21 protein-coding genes and 3 tRNA genes are annotated in these 23826 nt (G+C 64.3%); 11 read left to right on the top strand and 13 right to left on the bottom strand.

Features of this window, described 5'->3' with window-relative positions; translation table 11 throughout:
- Positions 1-682 (bottom strand): GTP-binding protein (locus FCS99_RS06330; protein ID WP_138511248.1); only part of this gene is annotated, 682 nt, incomplete at its 3' end.
- Positions 683-1097: 415 nt separating this feature from the next.
- Here FCS99_RS06330 and FCS99_RS06335 point away from each other — a divergent pair.
- Genes FCS99_RS06335 through FCS99_RS16355 form a run of 5 tightly spaced genes read left to right on the top strand, consistent with a single transcriptional unit; the run spans position 1098 to position 6449 of the window.
- Positions 1098-2171, top strand: a complete 1074-nt coding sequence (locus tag FCS99_RS06335) for a 3-oxoacyl-ACP synthase III family protein (protein WP_138511249.1) — start codon at positions 1098-1100, stop codon at positions 2169-2171.
- Between the two features lie 3 nt (positions 2172-2174).
- Positions 2175-3143, top strand: a complete 969-nt coding sequence (locus tag FCS99_RS06340) for an NAD-dependent epimerase/dehydratase family protein (RefSeq protein WP_138511250.1) — start codon at positions 2175-2177, stop codon at positions 3141-3143.
- Positions 3140-3943, top strand: a complete 804-nt coding sequence (locus tag FCS99_RS06345; protein ID WP_171036263.1) for an MBL fold metallo-hydrolase — start codon at positions 3140-3142, stop codon at positions 3941-3943. The genes FCS99_RS06340 and FCS99_RS06345 overlap by 4 nt, the downstream gene beginning before the upstream one ends.
- Complete coding sequence (locus FCS99_RS06350) at positions 3940-5208, top strand: F390 synthetase-related protein (RefSeq protein WP_138511252.1); 1269 nt, start codon at positions 3940-3942, stop codon at positions 5206-5208. The genes FCS99_RS06345 and FCS99_RS06350 overlap by 4 nt, the downstream gene beginning before the upstream one ends.
- On the top strand, positions 5205-6449 hold the full coding sequence (locus FCS99_RS16355; protein ID WP_138511253.1) for a glycosyltransferase: 1245 nt from the start codon (positions 5205-5207) through the stop codon (positions 6447-6449). The genes FCS99_RS06350 and FCS99_RS16355 overlap by 4 nt, the downstream gene beginning before the upstream one ends.
- Here the strand turns inward: FCS99_RS16355 and FCS99_RS06360 are convergent.
- The 3 genes from FCS99_RS06360 to FCS99_RS06370 all read right to left on the bottom strand — a co-directional run bounded on the left by FCS99_RS06360 (position 6403) and on the right by FCS99_RS06370 (position 7415).
- Positions 6403-7032: a DedA family protein gene (locus FCS99_RS06360; RefSeq protein ID WP_171036264.1), complete on the bottom strand. Its 630-nt coding sequence runs from the start codon at positions 7030-7032 to the stop codon at positions 6403-6405. The genes FCS99_RS16355 and FCS99_RS06360 overlap by 47 nt on opposite strands.
- A 110-nt stretch (positions 7033-7142) precedes the next feature.
- Positions 7143-7216 (bottom strand) — tRNA-Gly (locus FCS99_RS06365).
- A 114-nt stretch (positions 7217-7330) separates the two neighbouring features.
- Positions 7331-7415, bottom strand: a tRNA-Tyr gene (locus FCS99_RS06370).
- Between the two features lie 127 nt (positions 7416-7542).
- On the opposite strand from FCS99_RS06370, the gene rlmB reads away from it, so the two are divergent.
- A complete protein-coding gene (rlmB, locus tag FCS99_RS06375; protein WP_138511255.1) occupies positions 7543-8355 on the top strand; it encodes a 23S rRNA (guanosine(2251)-2'-O)-methyltransferase RlmB in 813 nt (270 codons plus the stop codon).
- Between the two features lie 28 nt (positions 8356-8383).
- Here rlmB and FCS99_RS06380 read toward each other — a convergent pair whose 3' ends face one another.
- Positions 8384-9376 carry a GIN domain-containing protein gene (locus tag FCS99_RS06380; protein ID WP_138511256.1) on the bottom strand — a complete coding sequence of 331 codons (993 nt, stop codon included), beginning with the start codon at positions 9374-9376 and terminating at the stop codon, positions 8384-8386.
- Positions 9377-9719: 343 nt separating this feature from the next.
- The gene (locus tag FCS99_RS06385; RefSeq protein WP_138511257.1) at positions 9720-10871 is read right to left on the bottom strand and encodes a DUF819 family protein; all 1152 of its coding nucleotides are present in this window, start codon (positions 10869-10871) and stop codon (positions 9720-9722) included.
- Positions 10872-11194: 323 nt separating this feature from the next.
- Here FCS99_RS06385 and FCS99_RS06390 point away from each other — a divergent pair, with 323 nt between their 5' ends.
- Positions 11195-11959, top strand: coding sequence for an alpha/beta fold hydrolase (locus FCS99_RS06390; RefSeq protein WP_138511258.1), 765 nt, complete (start codon positions 11195-11197; stop codon positions 11957-11959).
- 184 nt (positions 11960-12143) lie between these two features.
- Here FCS99_RS06390 and FCS99_RS06395 read toward each other — a convergent pair whose 3' ends face one another.
- The 6 genes from FCS99_RS06395 to metG all read right to left on the bottom strand — a co-directional run bounded on the left by FCS99_RS06395 (position 12144) and on the right by metG (position 18504).
- On the bottom strand, positions 12144-13493 hold the full coding sequence (locus FCS99_RS06395) for a M20 metallopeptidase family protein (protein ID WP_138511259.1): 1350 nt from the start codon (positions 13491-13493) through the stop codon (positions 12144-12146).
- 82 nt (positions 13494-13575) lie between these two features.
- A complete protein-coding gene (locus tag FCS99_RS06400) occupies positions 13576-14067 on the bottom strand; it encodes a PaaI family thioesterase (RefSeq protein ID WP_138511260.1) in 492 nt (163 codons plus the stop codon).
- A 286-nt stretch (positions 14068-14353) separates the two neighbouring features.
- Complete coding sequence (locus FCS99_RS06405; RefSeq protein WP_138511261.1) at positions 14354-15622, bottom strand: flavohemoglobin expression-modulating QEGLA motif protein; 1269 nt, start codon at positions 15620-15622, stop codon at positions 14354-14356.
- A gap of 3 nt (positions 15623-15625) precedes the next feature.
- Positions 15626-15919, bottom strand: coding sequence for a hypothetical protein (locus tag FCS99_RS06410; RefSeq protein WP_138511262.1), 294 nt, complete (start codon positions 15917-15919; stop codon positions 15626-15628).
- Complete coding sequence (locus FCS99_RS06415; protein ID WP_138511263.1) at positions 15916-16779, bottom strand: peptidylprolyl isomerase; 864 nt, start codon at positions 16777-16779, stop codon at positions 15916-15918. Before FCS99_RS06415 ends, FCS99_RS06410 begins: the two co-directional genes overlap by 4 nt.
- Positions 16780-16788: 9 nt before the next feature.
- Complete coding sequence (gene metG, locus FCS99_RS06420) at positions 16789-18504, bottom strand: methionine--tRNA ligase (protein ID WP_138511264.1); 1716 nt, start codon at positions 18502-18504, stop codon at positions 16789-16791.
- Positions 18505-18624: 120 nt separating this feature from the next.
- On the opposite strand from metG, the gene FCS99_RS06425 reads away from it, so the two are divergent.
- From FCS99_RS06425 to FCS99_RS06440, 4 genes are all read left to right on the top strand, one after another.
- Positions 18625-19059, top strand: coding sequence for a DUF1761 domain-containing protein (locus tag FCS99_RS06425; RefSeq protein ID WP_171036265.1), 435 nt, complete (start codon positions 18625-18627; stop codon positions 19057-19059).
- 211 nt (positions 19060-19270) lie between these two features.
- On the top strand, positions 19271-20113 hold the full coding sequence (locus tag FCS99_RS06430; RefSeq protein WP_138511266.1) for a sulfite exporter TauE/SafE family protein: 843 nt from the start codon (positions 19271-19273) through the stop codon (positions 20111-20113).
- A 44-nt stretch (positions 20114-20157) separates the two neighbouring features.
- On the top strand, positions 20158-21327 hold the full coding sequence (locus FCS99_RS06435; protein ID WP_138511267.1) for a pyridoxal phosphate-dependent aminotransferase: 1170 nt from the start codon (positions 20158-20160) through the stop codon (positions 21325-21327).
- Positions 21328-21431: 104 nt separating this feature from the next.
- A tRNA-Thr gene (locus FCS99_RS06440) sits at positions 21432-21507 on the top strand.
- Positions 21508-22486: 979 nt separating this feature from the next.
- Here FCS99_RS06440 and FCS99_RS06445 read toward each other — a convergent pair.
- Positions 22487-23800: an APC family permease gene (locus tag FCS99_RS06445; protein WP_138511268.1), complete on the bottom strand. Its 1314-nt coding sequence runs from the start codon at positions 23798-23800 to the stop codon at positions 22487-22489.
- Between the last annotated feature and the right edge of the window lie 26 nt (positions 23801-23826).

A 23826-nucleotide genomic window follows, 5' to 3' on the forward strand; every position in this document is an offset into this window, starting at 1 on the left:
TACCCCGGCCAGAGATCGAGAACACGTCTTCGATCGGCATCAGGAAGGGCTGGTCAACCGGACGATCCGGCGTCGGGATGTATTCGTCCACAGCCGCCATCAGCTCAAGGATCTTCTCCTTGCCGATGTTCTCGTCACGGCCTTCAACAGCCGCCAGCGCCGAACCCGCAACGATCGGAATATCGTCGCCCGGGAAGTCGTAGGAGGACAGAAGTTCGCGAACTTCCATTTCCACCAGTTCCAGCAGCTCTTCGTCGTCGACCTGGTCAACCTTGTTCAGGAACACAACCAGGGCCGGAACGCCAACCTGGCGGGCCAGCAGGATGTGCTCACGCGTCTGCGGCATCGGGCCGTCAGCCGCGTTCACAACCAGGATCGCCCCGTCCATCTGCGCCGCACCCGTGATCATGTTCTTCACATAGTCAGCATGGCCCGGGCAGTCGACGTGCGCGTAGTGACGGTTTTCCGTCTCATACTCAACGTGTGCCGTCGAGATCGTGATCCCGCGCGCCTTCTCTTCCGGCGCCGAGTCAATCTCGTCATAACCCTTGGCCGTGCCGCCACCGGCCTCAGCCAGAACCATCGTGATCGCAGCCGTCAGCGTCGTCTTGCCGTGGTCAACGTGACCAATCGTGCCGATGTTCGCGTGCGGCTTGGTGCGCTCAAACTTTTCCTTCGCCATCGATCTTACCTCATGCGATGTCGATCTGGAGACGAATGGCCGATCGACTGGGTGGTGGTACACAAGGATGTCAAGACATCCCGAATTCAGTGCGCGCCTGATACACAAGGAATTGCCAGCTAGGCAAGTCCGAATGCACACCCGGGCCGAAAGCAATTCCTTCGCAGGGCAGGATCGCCCGGGAAACGCACGCTTCTTCGTCAAATCTCGCGGGCGCCCCTGGCCGGAATTCAGCAGCCCAAAGCCTCCCACCGCGGGTTGGCCAAGCTGTTCTGGCGATTGGGAAATCCACGACGAACCGAGATTTTTCGTGTAATTTCAAGTAAATAGAATTCACGAATGACGTGTTTTTGCTTGCCTCCTTATCGAGCCCCTGCCTAGGCTTTGCCGGACGAGAACACAGGAGGCGAAAACCATGTCGCTCATCCGCCACATCGAACCCGCGATCGCAAACCCGATCACAACGGCACGGCTCAGCGGCCTCGCCCACCATCTTCCCGAACAGATTGTCGAATCGGCTGAACTGGATGCGCGCTACGAGAAACCCGCGGGTTGGCTGGAAGGTCTCTGCGGTGTCGCCGCGCGCAGTGTCGCCAGTGAGACGGACACGCAGGAAAGCATGGCCGTCAAAGCGGCCAGCGCCGCGATCGAAGACGCCGGGATTGATCCGGAGACGATCGATCTCCTGCTGTTTGGCGCAGCCGTCGGGCGCCAACCCATCCCGGCGACGGCCCCCCTGATCAAACGCGAACTCGGCCTCTCTCACCTTGCTTTCCCGGCCTATGACGTCAACGCGACTTGCCTGAGTGCGCTGGTCGCCATGGACATGGCCCAGATGCAGATCGCACTGCAGCGGGCGCGCACCGTTCTGGTCGTGACATCCGAGATCGCATCCCGTGCCTTGCCCTGGGACACGGATCCGAAAACGGCCGGCCTGTTCGGGGATGGTGCCGCCGCAATGGTCCTGACGACCACCAACGCGATGCCGCCCTCTTCGCCACAGCCCGGCTCCGGTGGGCTCGGCCTCCGCTTGCGGCATTTCCAGATGGAGACCTATGCCGAAGCCTATGACTGCTGTGCCCTCGCGTCCGGCGGCACCCGCTTTGACTTCCATCAGGATCCCGGCGCGTTTGCCGACAACGCCTATTTCCGGATGGACGGCCCGGAACTCTTCGGCCTGACCGCCACCAAACTTCCCGACTTTCTGGATCGCTTGCTGGACGGGTTGGGCTGGACCCGACAGGACGTCGACCTGATCATTCCGCACCAGGCCTCCCCGCTCGCTCTCGCCCACATGGCCCGGCGCAGCGGCTTTGCGCGGGACCGTGTGTTCAACCAAGTATCGCGAACCGGCAACCTTGTCGCGGCCTCCCTGCCCGTCGCCCTCTCCTGCGCCCGTATGGAAGGCCGGATCCAGCCCGGCATGAAAATCCTGATGATCGGAACGTCGGCGGGTGTGTCGCTGGCAGGGGCCGGGCTGGAGAGCTAGTCCATGCGCGTGCTTGTCACCGGAGCAACCGGCTTCCTGGGCGGCCATCTGGTTCGCCGTCTCCACGCCGATGGACATTCGGTCCTGGCTCTTGGCCGTGATCCGGAACGCCTGGCGGCCCTTCGCCCTCATGCCGACCAGATCATCCGGCACGACCTGACCGGTCCCGACACTGTCAGGGACATGGAAGCCGATGCGGTCGTGCATGCCGCCGCCCTGTCGAGCCCGTGGGGACGATGGACGGATTTCGAACGCGCCAATGTCCACGGAACCCGCCGCATCATTGAGCTGGCCCGCACCAGCGGCGCTCGTCGTCTGGTGTTGGTCTCCTCACCCAGCGTCTATTTCCGGTTCGCGGACCAGGAAAACCTGCGCGAAGACAGCCCGCTTCCCAAACCCGTGAATGCCTATGCCGCGACCAAGCGTCAGGCCGAGCGCCTTGTGGAAGAGGCTACCGACCTCGACCCCATCATTCTGCGGCCCCGCGGCCTGTACGGGCGCGGCGACACCGCTTTGCTGCCCCGCCTGCTCCAAGCCGCCGCAAAAGGCCCGCTGCCCCTGATGCGCGACGGAGCCGCAGCCACGGACCTGACACATGTCGATGACGTCGCGAGTGCCATCCTGGCCGCGCTCCAGGCCCCGGCTGATCTTCCCCAACGCATTTTCAACATTTCCGGCGGTGTGGCCCTGCCCGTGCGCGACGTCGCAGAGGCCGCGGCCAGCCGGTGCGGGATCACGCCCCGCTGGCGTCGTTTGCCTGTGGGTCCGGTACTGGCGGCGGCTCGCTTGGCCGAAACAGCCTGCAGCCTTTTGCCCGGCCGGCCCGAACCCCGCGTGACCGCCTATGGGGTCGGCCTGTTTGCTTACCGGCAGACCCTCGATCTGAGCGCCGCCCGGCAATGGCTGGACTGGGCACCACAGATCGATTTCCAGACCGGCCTCGATCTCACCTTCACGGCCGGGACCGCATGATCCGGGACCTGCAATTTCCCAACTCGGCCTGGGTCAGGGCACCGGAACGCTTTGTCCTGCGGGATGGGCGACTCGGTTTGATGAGCATTCCGGTCCGCTATGGGACGTTCACGCATCCCGAGGCCGGTCACTGCCTGATCGATACGGGCTATACCCGGCGTGTCACAAAAGGACGCCGGTCCCTCCCGCTCAACATCTACAATGCCGTGCTTCGGCCGCGGCTCACCCGGCATGCCCTGCCGGACGCAAAGCCGCTGGTCGACACGATCATTCTCACCCATTTGCACGCCGACCATGTCGCCGGCCTGAAGGATTATCCGCAGGCCCGCATCATCACGGACCGCGCCGCCCTCATGCATTTTCTCGAACCGGGCGCCTCGCGGCTGCGCCATGGCGTGTTCCGGGAGTTGCTGCCGGAAGACATCATCGACCGGGTGACCGATTTTTCCGAGTTCGCCGCCATCGAATGCCCGTACGGGCTGGGTCCGGGACGCGACCTGTTGGGGGACGGATCCGTTGTCGCCCTTCCCCTGCCCGGACACATGCGAGGTCATACCGGGATATGCTTTCCGGACGAAACCCGTCCTCTTCTCTACGCCGTCGATGCCCAATGGCTGCACCGGGCGGTGATGGAGAACCGCCTGCCTGGCGCGCCAGCCCGCTGGATACTGGACGATGTCGAGGCCTGTCAGCGCAGCGCCGACCGTATCCGTCAGTTTTGCGAGGCCGGGGGGCGGGTCGTCTACTGCCATGACCCAGCATCCCCCGTTTCCACGGAAGAGGGCAACGGGACGGCATGACTTCCCTCTTCTCCCAGTTTCAGATTGCCGCCGCCTATCTCCGGACACGCTGGCTGACAGCGCGCCTGAAGACACGCGCGGATGTGACCGCCTGGCAAACACGCCAACTGGAGCGCTTCCTGGCGGGACCTGTGGCCGCGGTGCCGGCCTATCGGGAGTTGGCCGGCCACCCTCTTGAAGACTTCCCCATCCAGGACAAGGCCCGGCTCATGGCGGATTTCGAGCGCTATAACCGTCTGGGCATGTCATCCGCCGAAGCCCGGGAGGCCTGGAAAAAGGATCAGTCGCCCAAAGGATATGCTGTCGGAGCGAGCACCGGAACCAGTGGCAATCGGGGCTTCTATGTCGTGTCCGACGCAGAACGCTATGCCTGGCTGGGCGTCATCCTGGGGCGGGGGCTCCCGGGCTTCTGGCGCGACCGTCTCAAGGTCGCGATCCTGCTGCCCGCCAATAGCCGTCTTTACGATGCCGCCAATGAGAGCCGGCGTCTGTCGCTTCGCTTCTTCGATCTGCATGAAGGCGTGGAGCGTCAGGCAGAGGCCGTTGAAGCCTGGCAGCCGGACGTGCTGGTCGCGCCGCCCAAAGTCCTGCGTCTGTTGAGCGACCGCCCGTCCGAACTCGCACCGCGGCATGTCTTTTCGGGAGCAGAAGTCCTGGACCCGCTCGACCGCGAACGCATCGAGGCGCGGTTCGGTGTGACCGTCCGCGAGATCTACATGGCCACGGAAGGGCTGTTCGCGATCGCCTGTCCGCATGGGCGCCTGCACCTGCTGGAGGATCACATTGCGTTCGAGTGGGAGGACGATCCCGCTGGTGGCCGGCTCAAATCACCTTTGATCACGGACTTCACGCGGCGCACGCAGGTCATGGTCCGCTACCGGATGAACGACCTGCTGGAACTGGACACCGGTCCCTGCCCGTGCGGCTCGCCGTTCACAGCTGTCCGCGCCATCGCCGGTCGGATGGATGATGTCCTAAGCCTGCCCGGCCCGGACGGGAATGTCTTCATCACGCCGGACATTCTGCGCAACACGATCATTGATGCCGACCCGGGCATCGGCGATTTTCGCCTCGTCCAGACCAGCCCTGATCGCGTGATCATCACCCTGCCCCCGGAGAACGAATCCGCAGCCCTCAACGCAGGCCAAGCCTTGCAGGCCCTGTTTGACAGGCTGGGCGCCCGGGTTCAACTGGACAGCCGGATCGAACCCCTGCCGCCGCCTGACAGCCGCAAGCTCCGCCGGGTCATGCGGTTGAAGCCATGAAGATCTCGATCCAGACCCTTGGCACGCTCGGCGATGTCCTGCCCTTCCTCACGCTGGCCCAAGCCCTCCAGGACCGCGGACACACCGTCACTGTCCTGGCTCCGCGCGATCACACCGAACGAATCCGCGAATCCGGTGTCGAGCCTGCCGCACCGCCGGACTTCTCCGTCGCCGGCTGGATGCGCGAGGCGGAACAGCGTGGAACCCTGACCGGTCCGTTTGCCTTCTTCCGTGACTGGCCGCGCATGATCCGCCCGCATGTGGAGGACGTTCTGGAACGCAGCCTTGAGGCCGCCGAAGGCGCCGATCTTGTCCTGGCCAATCCGATTGCCATGCCGGCCCGGATCGCTGCGGAGCATTGGCAGACCCCCTTTGCCCTGATGGCGCTGCAACCGGTCATCGTCCCGACGCGCGCCCTGCCCTGCGCCATGATTGCCCGGCGGGCCCATTCCGGGTGGATGAACAGGGCCAGCTATCTGGCGGTGACTGCCAGTCTCGCGGCCTTGGGGCTGGCGGTCCGCCAGCACCGGGCCCGGTTGGTCAGACCACCCCGCGCCGCCTTCTGGAAACTGGACCGGCATCTCGGCCGGCCTCTGCCCAGGATCACCGCCCTCCCCGCCGTTTTCGATGTCCAGCAGCCCAGGGATACGCGGGATGACACATACTGGGTCGACTACCCGCCGCTGGCCTCGAGGGACAGGAGCCTGTCGGCTGACCTGACGCGTTTTCTGAAAGCCGGGCCGCCTCCAGTCCATCTGGGCCTGGGCTCCATGCCGCCGGACGAGCTCGCGGACGACCTGCCGGTCTGGTTGTCCCGGATCGAGGCCTCAGGGCACAGGGCCCTGATTTCGCGGTCCCTCGCTGATTGTCTCCGCACCATTCCGGACACGTGCCATGTCTATGACGACGCGCCGCACGATGTCCTGTTTCCGCATTGCCGGCTGGTCATTCATCATGGCGGCGCGGGTACCCTGGATACGGCGGCCCGGGCCGGTGTCCCGCAACTCATTCTGCCGCAGGTCGTGGATCAGTTCTGGAATGCCTCTCGATTGGCGCAGGTCGGCCTGACTCCCCCTCCCATGTCCGGAAAATCGACACCCAAACAGATAGATGACTTGCTCACCCAGGCTTTGGCAGCGCCAGCGCGGACCAAGGCGCAGAGTGTGGCACTTGAGCTGGAAAACCGGCAGCCTTTCAGCGGTACGGTCGACCTGATCGAGTCACTCGCCCAGACGCGCTGACGTGTCGCCACAGCCAGATGCCGGCCAACCCAAGCAGATTGGCTCCGATCAGCAAGGACAGAGCATGCGCTTGCACCCAATGGCCCAGATCGCCGCCCGCGAGCGCGACACCGGCGGCCAGCAACCAGCCATACAGGATGAATTGCCCAACCCCGATCACCACGCCCAGGACCGACCCCAGACTGAAGCGCAACCAGGACACATCCAGGCTGCCAGCCAGGGTTGGCGTGATCCAGGCCACCGGGCCGAGCAGGCGGCTGACCGCGACGAACAGGATGAGCCGGGACTGCAAGCCCTGGCGGGCGCGGCGATAGGCCCGGCGTCGGCCGGACCGCGCCCATACCAGTCTTTTCAAGGGTGTGGCGGCCCGTTGACCGATCCAGAACCCGGTCTGATCCGCCAGGAGCGCTCCAACCAACACACTGATGGCGGGCCAGACAGAGCCGGTCTCATGCAAGAGATGGCCGGCCATCAAAAAGAAGGGTTCGCCCAAGATGAACAGGCAGGGCCCGGGCAAGGCGTCCAGAAACGCCCCGCCGAACAGGATCAGCAGGAGCCAGGCGTCCAGAGCAGTCTCGGCCAAACTCGTCATTTCCCGAGCATAGGCGGCGCCATCCGACAGCGATACGTCAAACGGATTCACGCACCGCGTCGGCGGGCTCATTCTCAAGGATCAGATTTCGAGGAAAGAATTGGAGCGGGTAGCGGGAATCGAACCCGCATCCTCAGCTTGGAAGGCTGCTGCACTACCATTGTGCTATACCCGCCCGAAAGAGCGTCCCCGGATCAGGGAGAGATGGTGTTTAGCCAATTCAATCGGAAGCGTCGAGAGGGCTGTGCGGCGGCCTCATCCGGCCAAACCAAGCCCGACGGGCGAAGGATGGTGGAGGGGGCTGGATTCGAACCAGCGTACGCAATGCGGGCAGATTTACAGTCTGCTGCCTTTAACCACTCGGCCACCCCTCCAAGGGTGTCTTCGCTCCGGACATAACCGGCTGAAGAAGCTCCTGCAACGAAGTCTCTCAGCTTTCCTTCAGCCGTGCTAGGACACGCGAAAAGCGGGTAGAGCCCCGAAACAGGAGCGCGGACTATAGTGACGAAGAACCCAAGGCGCAACAGCCCGAAACGGGCCGATTACAGCCGCCGCTCCAGGCCTGCTGGTGCAGGCGATTCCGGCTGGATCTGGGGGCGCCATGCCGTGCTCTCTGCACTGGCGAATCCCAAACGCAAAATCATCGAGCTGCGAGTCACCCGCAATGCGGCCCGTGATCTGCCTGAGGGTCGCGAGGCACAGATCGTGGAACCGCACGCCATCGACAATGATCTGCCGCCCGGCGCCGTTCACCAGGGTTTCGCCCTGAAGGCCGAAGCGCTGGAACCGGAACCGGTCAATGCAATCATGGATGCCACCCATGGCCTGGTCCTGGTGCTCGACCAGATCACCGACCCGCACAATGTCGGCGCCCTGCTCCGATCAGCAGCGGCCTTCGGGGTGCGGGCCGTGGTGATGCAGGACCGCAAGGCCCCGCCCCTGTTCGGGACGGTGTGCAAGAGTGCGGTGGGCGCTGCGGAGCGCGTGGCGCATGTGCGGGTGACCAATATCGCCAATACCCTCCTGGACATGCGCAAGGCGGGTCGCACGGTGCTGGGCCTGGCCGGCGAAGGTGAAACGGAGCTGGCCGACGCGCTGGCGGGCGTGGACAAGCAGGGTCTCGGACCGGGCGTGGTTCTGGTGATGGGATCGGAGGAAAAGGGTTTGCGGCCGCGCGTGGCGGAAGCCTGTGATCAGCTGGTCCGCATCCCGATGACAGGCGATGTGGAAAGCCTGAACGTCTCCAACGCGGCCGCTATCGCCTTGTATGAAGCTGCAAAATGGCGCCCGGCGAAACACCGGGCGCCTGATTGAGCAGCACTTACGCTAGGGGGGCGGTACGTTAGTCCGTGCTGCCAACCCGAAGGATTGAGCGGCCATTGCGGCGCCAGTCGATATTGCCTTCAACTTCGCGGATATCGACATCTCCACCGCCGCTTTCGCGAACGGTGACATTCACGGCCGTGCCGCGGAAAGCGATGTCTCCGGATCCATTGATGTAGGCCTCGAAGGGTTCGGCGCGTCCACCGCGGACGAGCACGTCACCAGAGCCTGAAATCGAGGTGCGGAAGCCACCATTCACAGCGGCCGCCTCGACATCGCCGGAGCCGGAAATATCGATGTCCAGACCGGCCAGGCGGCCCAGTTCGACATCGCCGGACCCGTTGATATCGATCTCGGTACCGCCGCCGACATCGCCCGCTTCGATATCGCCGGAACCATTGATATCGATCGTGGCATCCCCGGCAATATCGCCCGCTTCAATGTCACCGGACCCGTTCACATTGAGGACCGCATTGCCGCCAATCCCGTCCAGATCGATATCGCCGGAGCCATTGATGCGGATGCGGGCATCCCCGGCCACCTCGCCGGCAGAGAAATGACCGCAGGAATTCATCGACAGGTCCATCGCGCCGAGATCCCCGGCCGTGCCGACGAAGGCACTGTCATCAATGGAGAAATTCACCGTGTCCGGTGCCGTGATGATGAGCACAGGATACTCATTGATCGAGCGGGAATTGCGCCAGCGGCCAATGAAGACTTCATCATCCCGGGTGCGGCAATTGAGATTGCGGACGCGCTGTCCCCCATCAATGGCGACACCGGAACCGGCGGGTGACCAGGTCGGGTCGTCCGCGGCATCCCCCGGATTTTGCACCTCGACCTGAATGCCCGATCCGCCGGTGCGAACCTCCACCCGGCCAATGAAATTCTCGATGCGGACCGTGTCGCCGGCATAATTGCTCGTGTCGGCCGGCTGCGCCTGGGCGGTCATCGCCAGCGCGCCGATACCGGCCAGGGTCACCAGTCCACCGGTGATCAGTTTGACAGTCATTTTGATCCCTCCAAGATCGCTTCATCCCCTAGATGCCTCTGCGGCACCGATTGGATGCAGCTATGGACAAGCGCGACCCACAGGGCTGTGTCCACGCCATGACGATGGCGTAATCTTGCGGGGGATAGGCGCGGTCCGATAGCGGGACGCTGCGCGGCTGAATACCCCGCGCAATGATCGCGCATTTTAATGAAACCGCGCGCAATCACGGCTCAGCACGGCATCGCTACGGGGTTACAACCGGCCCCGAAACGACTCATCACGGCATCAAGATGGGATCAAAGACGCACCGGGACAGTATCAGCACCGACCCGGTCACGGCCCAGGATGATCCGGAACCGGGTCAGCCGGGCCAGAACTGGTAGACCGCCGTCGCGATGATCGTGCCGATCGCATACCCGAACACACCGACCAGCACGCCCGGCGTCACCAGATCCTTCCAGCCCTTCGCCGCGGCCAGGGCCGGTGCGGTGGTGGCGCCGAGGATAGCGGCGTTGGAGGCGGTGATCAGTTCCGGCAGGGAGAGGCGGAACAGCGCGCCGAGGCCGAAGGTGACAATCCCGTGGACAACCAGCATCACGCCGATCACGAAGATCAGGATGGGCGCGGTCTCGATCAGGCCGATGACATCGGCGCCGGCGGCAATCGCGGCGAAGAAGACGAAGCTGAGACCAATGCCCAGTTCATACCCGCCATGCAGCGACCCCATCGTCCTGGGAAAGGCGGTCGCGGGGATCAGGGCGAGCACGGTGATCACCGCATAGCGCCAGTTTCCGGCGCCCTCCCCGAATTGCGACACCATCCAGCCGGTGATGGCATCCCCCAGCACGACGACGATCAAGGCAAAGGTGGCCGAGAACATGAGGCTGGCGGCCGACGTGGACGTCGTCTCCGTTGCGGTTTCCTCTTCCGACGCCTGCGAGTGGTCACGCTGGACGAAGCGTTTGGCGATCCAGTTCCAGCCCGGCAGCAGGGCCAGCAGGGCCAGGAAGAGACCGGAATAGAGATTGTCGACCGCCGTGGCGCCGGACACGAAGCTGGGATCGCTCTCGCGCAAGCCGGTCAGATCAACCAGGGCCGCGTAATTGACCGAACCACCGATATAGGTGGCGGTGAAGGTGCCGGCTGCAGCGGCTTCGCGATCGCCCAGATCGACCAGCGAGAAGGCGACGATGGCGCCGATCACCGTGCCCAGTGAGGCCAGAAGGAAGGCCAGCGTGGTTCGGGTGGTCTCGAAGAAGATTTTCTTGAGGTCCGCCTTCATCAGGAAGAGCGGGATCAGGATCGGCACGAAATAGGTGAAGACGAAATCATAGCCGTCCGAGGATTGCGGAATCAGCCCGATATTGGAGGCCAGAATGGCCAGCAGGATCGCCCAGACCGCACCGGTCAGAAGCGCCCCGATCTTGGTCTTCTCGATCAGGAATCCCGCCGCCGCAATGACGAACAGGCCCGCCACAGCGGCAATCGGGTTATCAGCCGGAATCAAGGACATGCCATTTCCCCCTCACGCATTCGCCGCGCACGGTAGTGGGTGCCACGCGCCGAGGCAATTGACGGGGGTGTGATGGGACACCCCACCCTGAGGTCCGTTCTGTTCCATTGTCATCCCGGACGGATGCCCGGCCTCGAGCCGGGCGCAGATCCGGGACCCATGCCTGAACCAGCAAGGCTCTCGGAAATGGGTCCCGGCTCTGCGGCCTGCTTTCGCAGGCCATTCGGCCGGGATGACAAAGCTTTGCAGTCGAAGACGAAAAGCTGGCATTGCCCCCTCGCCCCACCACACTAAGCTCGCCTCAACAACACAAGGGGAGCAGCATGAAATTCTGGACGGCGGATGACGGGGTGAAGATTGCCTATGAGGTGTTCGGGGAGGCCGGGGATCCGGCGGTGATCCTGCAGCACGGGTTTGCCTCGCATCTTCAGGGGGAGTGGAAGTCCTCCGGGATCGCGAAGACGCTGGCGGCGGCCGGGCGTTATGTGATCGTGATGCATGCGCGCGGACATGGCGCGTCGGACAAACCCCATGACAGCGCTTTTTATGGCGAGGTGCGCATGGCGAAGGATGTGCGCGGTGTCGCCGATGCGGAAGGCCTGACCCGGTTTGATCTGGGCGGCTATTCCATGGGCGGGGTGATCTCGCTCTTGGTCGCGGTCGAGGAGAACCGGATCGGGAAACTCCTGATCGGCGGGGTCGGCGAAGGCATTGTGGCGCGTGGCGGTGTCGATACGCGCGCCGCCCCGAACCAGCTGATCGTTGACGCCCTGATGGCCGACACGTCGGAGGGAGCCCCGGAGATCACGCGCGGCTTCCGCCTGTTTGCCGACAGTGTCGGGGCCGACCGGCTGGCCCTGGCGGCGCAGGCGCGGGTCGTGCACCAGGACAAGATCCCGCTTGAGACGATTTCCGCCGAAACCTGCCTGGTTGCGGTGGGCGATGATGATGATCTGGCCGCCAATCCCCAGGCGCTGGCCAATGCCATTCCGAATGCCAGTCTGCATGTGAGTGCGGGTGACCATCTGGGCATTTTCGGGAATGCGGAATTCCGCGACGCGATCACCGGGTTCTTTTTGGGCCGCTGATTGATCGCCCTCCGTGAGGCGACACCCAAACTGACCGTCATCCCCCGGCTTGTCCGGGGGACCTCTCCTAACCCGCCGAGAGGTTAGCTCAGGTCCCCCGGAGGCCCTGCGGGCCCCGTGGGATGACGGTGCTTAGGTTTAAAAATGGAGTGTGATTTCAAATCACACTCACCATCATCTCAGCCTATTCCGTTCCCAGGATATCCAGCGTCACCGCCGTCATGGCTTCGGCGGCCTGGACGATGGTGCCTTGCGGGTCGTCGGGGGCGAAGAAGGGGGAGTGGTTGGAGGGCGGGGTGACGCCGTCATCGATATAGGACTGGAGACGTCCCGGCGTGGTGCCGCCGACCCAGAACATGAAGGTCGGGATATTGTGTTCGGTGCGGTGGTATTGGGAATAGTCCTCACCGCCCATCACCGGATCGGTCTCGACAACATTCTCGGCCCCGAAGCGCTCACGCATGGCAGCGACGGCGCGTTCAGCCAGTTCCGGCGAGTTGTACAGCGCCGGCGTATAAATCTCCTCGACCTCGACGCGCGGATATTCCGATTCCAGCAGGCCATAGGCGGCGGCCTGGGCATGGGCGATGCGCTCGATGCCGGACAGGAGGAGTTCGCGCGTCTCGTCGGAATAGGAGCGCACAGTCAGCTGCAAATGGGCCTGATCGGAAATGATGTTGTGCTTGGCACCGGCATTGAAGGCCCCGACCGTGACCACGCCCGGTTCCAGCGGCGAGAGTTCGCGCGAGACCAGGGATTGCAGGTTCACGACAATCATCGAGGCCAGATAGATCGGGTCCTTGGTCGTGTGCGGGTAGGCACCGTGACCGCCGCGGCCCTGAACATAGATGTCGACACTGTCGACATTGGCCATGGCATAGCCAGGCACATAGGTAATCGTGCCGGTCGGGATGGCGGAGAAGGTGTGGAAGGACAGGTTGAAGTCCGGGGTCGGGAAGCGCTCGAACAGGCCATCCTCGATCATGGCGATGGCGCCCTCACCCAGTTCTTCGGCCGGCTGGCCGATCAGGACCAGCGTGCCGGACCAGTCATCCTGGTTCTCGATCAGCTGGCGGGCCGCCCCGACCAGGGCGGTCATGTGGGTGTCGTGGGCACAGGCATGCATGACCGGATTCTCGACACCGCGATGATCGACATCGGTGTCGGTGGAAGCATAGGAGAGCCCGGTCTGTTCCGGGACCGGAAGGCCGTCCATGTCAGCGCGGAGCATGACCGTCGGGCCCTCGCCATTCTCCAGCACGGCGACAATGCCGGTGCCGCCAATGCCTTCGGTGACCTCATAGCCCAGATCGCGCAGTTCGGAGGCCAGACGGGAGGCCGTCTCGTGTTCCTGGTGGGAGAGTTCCGGATGGGCGTGGAAATGCTGGTAGAGGCCTTCCAGATTGGCCTCGTAATCCGCCGTGATGGCCTGGCGCAGCGCATCATCGCCCGCCCCGTCCTGGGCTGCGGCGAAACCCGCTCCCCCCAGTGCCAAACCCATAGCCGTCGTCAAAGCGAGCAGATGCCGTGTCATTGAACTCATCCCCTTGTTCGATGTTGGACGCATTCGAGCGGTCCGCCGGACAAAGGTCAATGCGTCTTCTCGGTTGCGCGCGCTAGCGGGGCTTCGTCAGGTCGATGACCATGAGGGTGGAGGTGCCATGCGCGACGATCTTGCCGTCGGCATTGGTGATGTGGGATTCCGCCGTGATGATCTGGCGTCCCTGCCCCACCACGCGGGCCTCGCAGCGGATTGGCCGGCCATCGGGCAGGATGGGCCGGGTGAAATTGGCCTTGGTCTCCACCGTGGTCTGGGCCTTGCCGGGCGGCAGAAGCGAATGGGCGGCGCAGGCCGTGGCGCTGTCCACCAGGGTCAGCGCCCAGCCGCCATGCACTGTCCCGGCCGGATTGAGCAGGTCGGGCGTGGGATGGCCTTCGAACACGGCGCGCCCCTCTTCCACCTCGACAATCAGAAAGCCCAGCGTTTTCGCGATCGGCGGGGCTGGCAGCCGGCCCTCGATCATGGCCTGCATGGCCTCCAGACCACTCAGCCCGGCCATTTCGTCCGGCTTGGCGACGCCGTAGCGTGTGGGCGTTTCGACCGTCATGAGCATCCCTCGTCTCCGTTTCGACACCAGATTGCCGCGTCCGGCCGGATCGGCAAGCCGATCAAGCGCTTCATGTCCGTATGCTAGCCATGCCGTGCTGACGGCGTTGTGTCAGGAGATGGTTTTCCTCCCCATGCCATGGGGAGGTGGATCGCCCACAGGGCGAGACGGAGGGGCCGGCGAAGCCGGTTGACACCCGGCACGGTTTTCGGCGCTGCGCGCCGCCCCATCGACCCGATGCTCCGCATCGGCCCACTTCCCCATGCCATGGGGAAGAAAGCCCCCCTCACCCGAACAGGTGCTCGTAGCGTGAGGAGACGTCGCGCAGGGAGATTTCGTTGAGGAAGGTGGAATAGGCGAGATAGGAGAGCAGGTAGCGCAGATCGCCGGCCCAGGGCGGCAGGAGGGCCGGCGCCTGGAGCAGGCCGGCCGACTGGAGCTGCTGCATGGCGTCGAGATCGCCAAGATCCATCTTGCCCACGAAGAGCAGGCGAATGAGGCCGGCATCCCCGGCACGGACCGCTGCCCGAAGATAATTGTGAACTTCCAGAAGCCCACCCAAATATATGGAGTCCTTGGTGAAAGGCGCGCCACCAGAGGTCAGGCCGCCGCGCACGACGCGGCGGGCACTCTCGAAGGCCTCGATGGGCCGGTCGGCCGAATTGCGCTCGCGGAAGAAGTTGAACAATTGGATGAAGTCGGCGCCCTGCTGCGCCATGTCGATGGCAATGGCGCGATCGGCGAGACGGCGGAAACGGCGCGGATCGAGGGCGCCGGAAATGAATTCGGCGAAGACGGCGAGGCCTTCCTGGGTCCGGGCATTGCCGGGATGGCTTTCGGCCAGAATGGGGAAATGTGTCTGGCGCAGCCCGTTCTGGCTGGTGGCGATATGGATATAGGCTTCGTGCTGGAGGAGCTGGATCACGTCCAGATCCGAGAAGGCCGCATCCTCGCGCAGCTTGATATAGTCGCGGCCCGCGGCCGCCTTGGCGGAGACCTGGAGCGTCACCTCGACACGCGGTGCCTGGGTCCCGAACACGTCGGGCAGCTCCACGTCGAGCCGCGCCTTGAGTTCATGGGCGGTCAGGCTCTCCGGCGGTTCCAGCCGGATGGCCGCCGCGTCGAAATCGGCCAGGACATCATCCAGCCGCACGGCGAGGTCAAGCGCGGTCCGCTTGCCGTCAGCAATCGGGCTGGAGGGATCGCCATAGAGGCGGCGGGAATAGGTGTTGAACTCGGCCGTGCCGGTGGCGGCCAGAAGCCGCGCCGTATCGGTGAAAGTCTCGCACAGGCGCAAAAGCCAGGCATGGACCGGGCTGTCGCCATCGATCAGGCGGCGGGCTTCGGCGATCCGCTCGAGCGAGGGTTCCGGATCGATATGCGGGTAGACGGGATCGGGCAGTTCGCGCTCACCGGAGGCGAAGAAGGCCTCGGCATGGCTTCGATCCCAGGCAATGGTCTTGAGGACGGGGAGCCGGTCCTCGGCGGCCAGCAGGAGCCGGCCGGCCCGGGTCAGGCGGTCGAGTTCCGCGGATGAGAACCCGTCCTGCCCCATGGCCTAGATCCCCTTGGCCTTGAAGTGGTCGATATCATCCTGCGCCGTCAGGCAGGTGCCCCGCAGATTGGAGGCATGATCCGGAAAGTCGTGCACCCGGGACCAGAGCGCCTGTTTCATCCCCAGCGGGAAGCTCTTGAAACGGCGGGCGGCGTGGCCGATGGCCAGGATGCCGGCATTGATCACCCAGGGATCCTGGGACGTGGCCGCCTGTTCCAGCACGGGGGTCAGATCATCCAGGCTCTCGCACTCCATGGCGAGGCTGACAATGTCGAGGGGTTCCAGCTTGGTCGTCACGGTGCGGTCTCCACCAGGCGGACCGGTGCGGGCATGTGGCAGGCCTCGATCACCGGCGGCGGGGTTTCGAAAAAGAAGTCATGGGTGCGGTTGCGGCGCGCGGCCTTGGCATCGGCGAAGGTTTCGCTGTCCGTGCGCAGGATTTCATAGTGCGGCTGCTCGGCCTCGGGCAAATCGGCCGCAACGCGCATCGACAGGATGGCGTCGCGGGCCGCCGGATCGGCGATGACGCCGGAATTCACGGCCGGGTCTCCACGGCGCAGGGCCTGGACATGCTCCATCCCGTCAATCACGCGGCCGAAGACGGACATGATGCGGTCGAGATGGCGCGGGCCGTGACCGATCACGATGTAGAATTCCACATCGCCACTGTCCGGATCATTGCCGCGCGCCATGGCGACCGTGCCCGGGCAATGGATCGGCCAGACTTCGTTGCCCGTCTCATTCATCGCCGCCGGCATGCCGCGCACATGACCGACGGTCGGCGCGTAAAGATCGCGGTCGATCATGGGCGTGAAAGTGACGCTGTCCGCCGGCACGGTGAACTCGCCAGTCAGGACCGGGTATTGCGGCAGGTCGATACTGTCCTCTTCCTCGCCGCGACCGCCCTGGGCCACGAAACCGTCGATGACGCGATAGAAGCTGAGCCCGTCGAAGAAGCCGTCGCGGGCGGCCTGGCGCATGCGTCCGGCATGCTCCGGCGCGATCCAGTCGGCCAGTTCGATGACGATGGTGCCATCCTCCACCTCGACCAGGAGCAGGTCTTCCGGATCGGCAGCGCGCCAATCAGGGTCCGTCTGGGCGGCGGCCGGCAGGCTGGCTGTCAGGCCGAGCGCGAGGGCAAGGGCAAGGGCTTTCATCCGTCTCCCCTAGCCGTCCGACCCGCCGAAGCGTTCGGACCATTCCGCCACTTGCGCATCCTCGATCTTGGCGAAGAGGACGGCCGGCGGCTCAATGGCGTGGCCGTGCGGGAGGGCGTCCAGCAGGGCTTTCATGTCGTCGCCGAATTGCCAGGAGCGCTTGTCCTCCGGGATGCCCAGCGCGTCCAGCACAGTGGCGGCGGCATTGGGGATGAAGGGCTGGGCCAGGATGGCGAAGAGGACGACCAGGTTGAGCCCGGTACGCACGCCGATGGCGGCAGCGTCGACATCCGTCTTGTACTTCACCCAGGGTTCCGCCTTGGTGAGGTATTCATTGCCGGCGGCCCAAACGGCGCGGACCTCGGAGGCCGCCTTGCGGAATTCCATGGCCTCCATATTGGCGATGATCGCCGGCAGGCGTTGTTCCAGTTCCGCCGCGATCCAGTCTTCCGCCTCGCCCCACTCGCCGGTGGCCGGCACCTGACCGTCGAACTTGGAGGCGGTGTATTTGGTGATCCGGTTGACGAAATTGCCCAGCACATTGGCCAGGTCGGAATTGATCAGGGTCTGGAAATGCTCCCAGGTGAAGGCACTATCCGAGCCTTCCGGCGCGTTGGCGGTGAGATACCAGCGCCAGTAATCGCCCGGCAGGAGATCCAGCGCCTGGTCCATGAAGACGCCGCGCTTTTCGGAGGTCGAGAACTTGCCGCCATACCAGGTCAGCCAGTTGAAGGCTTTCAGCTTGTCGACCGTCTTCCAGGGCTCCTGCGAGCCCAGAATGGTGGCCGGGAAGGAGACGGTGTGGAAGGCGACATTGTCCTTGCCCATGAACTGGACATAGGTGACGTCGTCCGCGCCCTTGTCAGTGCGCCACCAGCTTTCCCAGTCGCCGCCATTGGCCTGGGCCCATTCCTCGCTGGCGCCGATATAGCCGATCGGGGCATCGAACCAGACATAGAAGACCTTGGTCTCGAAGCCCTCACGCGGTGCGCCGTCCTTGGTCACCGGCACGCCCCATTTCAGGTCGCGGGTGATGGAGCGGTCGCGCAGGCCTTCATCGAGCCATTTATAGGCGATGGATTTGGCCAGCGACGGCCAGCCGTCCGACGCGTCGACCCAGTCGCGGATCCGCCCCTCCATCTTGGTCTGCAGGAGGTGAAGGTGTTTGGTCTCGCGCACTTCCAGATTCTTGGAGCCGGAAATCTTGGAATACGGCTCTTTCAGATCGGTCGGCTCAAGCAGGCGGCCGCAGCTGTCGCACTGGTCACCGCGGGCGCGCTCGAAACCGCAATGCGGACAGGTGCCCTCGACATAGCGGTCCGGCAGGAAGCGGTCATCATCAATGGAGAAGACCTGGTGCTCGATCCGTTCCTCGATCAGCCCCTTCTCCTCGAGCACGTCGGCGAAATGCTGGGTCAGGCGGATATTGGGCTCGTTCGAGGTGCGGCCGAAATAGTCATAGCTCAGCGAGAAACCGTCTCCGGCCCGCTTCTGGATATCGTGCTGCTCGTCGCAATAAGCGCGCACATCCATGCCGGCATCGGCGGCGGCCAGCTCGGCCGGCGTGCCGTGTTCGTCGGTGGCGCAGATATAGAGGACGTCATGGCCCATCAGGCGCTGGAAGCGGGCATAGACGTCCGCCGGCAGCATCGACCCGGCCAGATTCCCCAAATGCTTGACGCCATTGATGTAGGGCAGAGCGCTGGTGATCAGTATGCGGGCCATTTCGATTTTCTTCTCTTGCGCGAAAAACGGGATAAACTCGACGGTCTGAAAGGCGGCTCACGGACGAGTCTGCCTGACCGGGCGAGACATACAGGCCCGGCATGGGGGAGGAAACAGGAAATGCCGCGAATTCTGGGATTGAACCCGCTCGCCGTACTGGTGGCGGGCCTCGCTTTCTGGATGGTGGGCGCGCTCTGGTACGGCGCGCTGTTCGCCGAACTCTGGTCCGGCCTGTGGGGCTTCACCGAGGCCGACGAGGCGCGGATGGAAGCCAGCATGGCGACCTCCATGCTCGGCGGGCTGGTGCAATGCCTCCTGTTTGCCGGCTTACTCGGCAAGGCCCTGCAGGCGGTCAAGGCGGACGGAATGGCCAGCGCCATCAAATGGGGGATCTTCTTCTGGGCCGGCTTCGTGCTGATGACCCTGCTCTACGGCACGCTCTACGCCCTGCAACCGGTCATGCTCCTCATCCTGGACGGCAGCCACACCTTCACCGGCTTCGTCGTGATGAGCGTCATCCTGACCGTAATGGACAAGGTGGCCGTGAAGGACTGAAGCACCGGCTCCGCGGGTACGCAGCCGGTCGCATCGCGCAACGCGGATGACCGGTATTGCCACAGGGCGCAGCAATTGGCGCCGCAATCGCGCCAGAAACGGGCGGCCCGGCCTTCACGGGCCGCCTTTTTCATGCGGCACTGGCCGTGCGCGCGATAGCCGCTATGTCTGGTCCGGTCGGGGTCAGCCGGAAAAGGTCACACCAACGCCCATGCCGGGACAGGAATTCGAACTGATGCAATTGGGCCAATTGGTCGGCGTGCTCATGCTCGCCGGACTGGTGGCAGGCTTTGCCGCCGGCCTGTTCGGCATTGGCGGCGGCTTCGTCGTGGTCCCGGCCCTGCTGTTGGTGTTCAGCTTTTTCGGTGTCGAGCCCATGGTGATCAGCCATGTCGCAATCGGCACCTCTCTGGCCACGATCATCGTCACCTCGCTGCGCTCGGTCCATGCCCACAACAAGCGCGGCGCGGTGGACTTCCAAGTGATCCGCGACTGGGCCCCCTGGCTGGTCCTGGGTGTCAGTGGCGGGCTCCTAGTGGCGCGCGAACTGGATGGCCAGGCGCTCAAATGGGTCTTCGCCATCGGCGTGCTGATCATGGGCGTCCACTTCATCTACCCCCTCATCCGCACCGACCGGATGAAACCCCGGCAAATGCCCCGCGGCCCCATCCTCGCCGGCATTGCCACCTTCCTCGGGGCGTTTTCTGCGCTCCTGGGCATTGGCGGCGGCACGATTGCCGTTCTTGTCATGACGGCGTGTGGCCGCCCCATCCATCAGGCCATCGCCACCGCCGCCGGGTTCGGCTTCATCATCGCCCTGCCCGGCACGGCCGGATTCATCCTTCTGGGTCTCGGCCAGGCCGACCTGCCCCTGGGCAGTTTCGGCTATATCAATCTCATCGCCGTCGTCTGCGTGACGGCGATGTCCTTCATCACAGCCCCGCTCGGCGTCCGGGCCGCCCACCGGCTCAACGCCAAGGCATTGGAGAAAGTCTTCGGTGTCTATCTCGTCGCCACCTCGGCGCTCGTCATTCACAATTCGCTGGGCCTTTGACACAGGGGCGCAGCGGACCGGGTCTTTTTGAAGGAGGCATCACCATGCCACTCGATCTCTCTCGCCGCTCCCTGTTCACAGGCGCCGCCGGTCTCACCGTTTCCGGGCTCGCTGGCGCGGGCCTGGCGGGCTGTTCCCAGACCGCCCCGTCGGGCACGACGGACGCCGCCTTCCCGCCTGGTGCCATCGATCCCCATCTTCTGGGCCCGGCCGAAGGCGTCGCCCTGCTCTCGCGCAATGAGAACCCGTACGGGCCCTCGCAATCGGCGCTCGACATGATCGAATATGCCGCCAGCAAGGGCGCCTATTACGCCAACCAGGAAGCCGCCGTCTCGCTGATGTCGATGATCGCGGAAAAGAATGGCGTCGATCCGGAACAGGTGGTGCTGACGACAGGCTCCGGCGAGGTGCTCAGCGCCATTGCCGTGCTCTACGGGCCGCGCGGCCCGATCGTGGCGCCGCGCCTGTTCTGGGACACGACCGCGCTCTATGCCGCCAATCTGGGCATGGCCGAGATCCAGCGCGTGCCGCTCACGGACGAAATGGAGATCGATCTCGCCGCGATCGAGGCCGCCGTCACGCCGGACACCGGTCTGGTGCAATTGTGCAATCCGAACAATCCGACCGGTCTGGTCTCCGATCCGGCCACCTTCCAGGCCGCGGTGCGTCGCATGGCGGCCACCACGACCGTGCTCGTCGACGAAGCCTATATCGAGCTGTCCGATGATCCGGAGGCCAATTCCTGCGTGCCGCTGATCAGTGAGGGCCATGACGTGATCGTCACGCGGACCTTCTCCAAGATCTACGGCATGGCCGGCATTCGTCTGGGCTATGCCATCGCCTCGGCCGAGACCGCCGCCGCGATCCGTCCGGTAGTGATGTCCTGGTCGCCCTGTACTTCCTATGCCGCCGGCATTGGCTGTTACAATGATGACGCCTTCATCGACTTCTCCAAGTCCAAGGTGACCGAGGCCCGCGACATGGTCTTCGCCACGCTCGACACGCTGGGTCTGGACTATCTGCCCTCGCAGACGAATTTCGTCTATTTCAAGTCGGGACTGGAGGCCAATGCGGTGCAGGCGGCGATGGCGGAACGCCTGATCTCCGTACGCGGGCAATACATGGATTATAATGAGTGGACGCGCGTCTCGATGGGCAAAGTCGAGGATGTGGAGCGCTTCTGCCGCGCCTTGCCCGAACTGATCGAGGCCTGAATTTCGGGCTTGGTTTGGGGCGGGCGGCGGGCGACCTGAAAAACCCGCTCGCCTCCCCCGCCTCCGGTCTGTACAAGCGGGCCCGATGCATCGTCATCCCGCGTGCCGGCTTAGCTCAGCTGGTAGAGCATCTGATTTGTAATCAGAGGGTCGGGGGTTCGAGTCCCTCAGCCGGCACCAGTTTTCTTGATCTCACGACAGTTTGCTTCGCAAACGTCTCCGATGGGGCGGCCCATCAGGGGCCGACGCGCGGTCGCGCTTGCGGGCCGGAGGCCCGGGGAGTGGGGAGCGGGGAGCGAGTTGGCGAAATGGTGTGTGTCCCTGTTTTTTGAAGACTGCGCCTTGGCTTGTGCGAACCTGAACTGCAGCATCGAAAATTGGTGCCTGGCCCTGATTTTTCCGCCCCCTCTATCGTCCTCCTTCTCCCGGGGGAGAAGGTGTCCCGAAGGGGCGGATGAGGGGGGACGGCAGGGTCTTCGCGATTACTGAAGAGCACCGGGATTTCCCCCTCTCCCGGCGCATGCGCGCCACCCTCTCCCCAGGGAGAGGGAGTGCCGACCCAGCCAAACTTATCCCCACCCTGAAAACCTGTGGGACACTTATCTCGACTTCCGGGAAGAGAGGCGCGAGCTCAGTCCCTTGTGCCCGGAAGTGTGCGGAGCCTGTCCGCGCGAGGGGGTGACATCCCAAGCTCCGGCAGGGCCATCGCCCGGGCCACACGGCACAAGGTCACGACCGTGCTGGCACCCAGGCGGTTTCGGTGCGTCGCCCGCAAGGGAAGACGATCAAACCTCCGCGTGCGGGAGACCTGTCAGGTCACTCACACTCACTACGAAATCCGACCCGTCAGGTCTCCCGCACACCTCTCATACCGCCAGGCGGAAACGCCGTGGCGCTACGTCCGCTTCTTCAACCGCATCCCCTTGTCATCCCTGACACCCGCCTTCGCGGGCGCAGGCTTCTGCCCCGCGAAAGCGGGGCGCAGCCCCGGGACCAACCGAAGGCGCCACGTCCTCATCCGACGAAGGCAAAACGGGACACACACCCTAAATTCTGTGTGCCACTGAACGGCGCCCACAAGACTTCAAGCATGACCGGCACGTTCCCATTTCCAACATCGATAACTGATGTGTCCCTGCTTTAGCGAACAGGTTGGGGCTCATTGCCGGTCGGGCTTGATCCAGGCGGAGAGGTAGAGGCGTTCCAGGCCGAAGACCGCGGTGATGGAGAGGGCGGCGATCAGGACGATGAGCGGATCCTGCTGCAGTTTGAGTGCGGTGAAGGCGGCCAGAACGATCGCGTCCAGGCCGAAGGCCGAGAGCAGGACGAGGCCGGAAGCGCCGATCTCCCGGCGCCGGAACCGCCAGACGCCGAAATGCACGGCCATGTCCATCACCAGGTAGAAAAAGGCGCCCAGCGAGGCGATCCGGCCCAGATCGAAGAAGACGGCCAGCACGGACGCCACGACCACGGTATAGACCAGGGTGTGGCGCTGGATCGGGCCGGACATGCCGAAATGGCGATGCGGGATCATCTCCATGTCCGTCAGCATGGCCAGCATGCGGGACACGGCGAAGACGCTGGCCAGCAGGGCCGAGGCCGTCGCCACCACGGCCAGCAGGACCGTCAGGAAAAAGCCGACCCGCCCCAGGGCAGGCTCGGCAGCCTCTGCCAGGGCATAATCCCGCGCCGCCACGATCCGGTCGAGCGAGAGGCTGGACCCGACACCGAAGGCGACGAGCAGGTAGAGCAGCACGCAGACCAGGATCGAGATCAGGATGGCGCGGCCGACATTGCGGTGCGGATCGGTGATCTCCGACCCGCTATTGGTGATGGTGGTAAAGCCCTTGAAGGCCAGAATCGTCAGGGCCACCGAGGCCAGAAAGCCCAGCGGTCCGCTGGCATCCGCCTCCGGGGATGCGGCGGCAAATCCGAGCCCGCTGGACCAGAGGGCGGCGATGCCGAACAGCGCGATCCCGCCCAGCTTGATCACCGCCATGACCATGGAGAACAGGCCGATCGAGCGATTGCCGGAGATATTGACCAGAAAGGCAAAACCCATCACGCCGACCGCGAGCAGCGGGACCAGCGGGCCTCCGGAAATGTCGAAGGCGCGCAGGAGATAGGTCGCAAAGGTTCGCGCCACGAGGCTCTCGGCAATCACCATGCTCAAGGCCATCAGGAGCGCGGCCCCCGCTGCGAGGGCGCCGGGGCCGTAGCATTTCTGCAGGATCATCGCGATCCCGCCGGCGGACGGCCAGGCCATGGACATCCGGATATAGCTGTAGGCGCTGAAACCGGTGATCGCGGCACCGAGGATGAAGGCCAGGGGAAACAGCGGCCCCGCCAGTTCGGCAACCTGACCGGTCAGCGCGAATATGCCCGCACCGATCATCACACCGGTCCCCATCGCCACCGCACCGGGGAGCGAGATGGAGCCGGCCTTGTAAGAGGTCTGCTGCTTGTCGGACATGGATTCAGGCCGAGCCGCTTCCCCCG

The sequence above is a fragment of the Maricaulis alexandrii genome (assembly GCF_005871165.1).
Lineage (GTDB): Bacteria > Pseudomonadota > Alphaproteobacteria > Caulobacterales > Maricaulaceae > Maricaulis > Maricaulis alexandrii.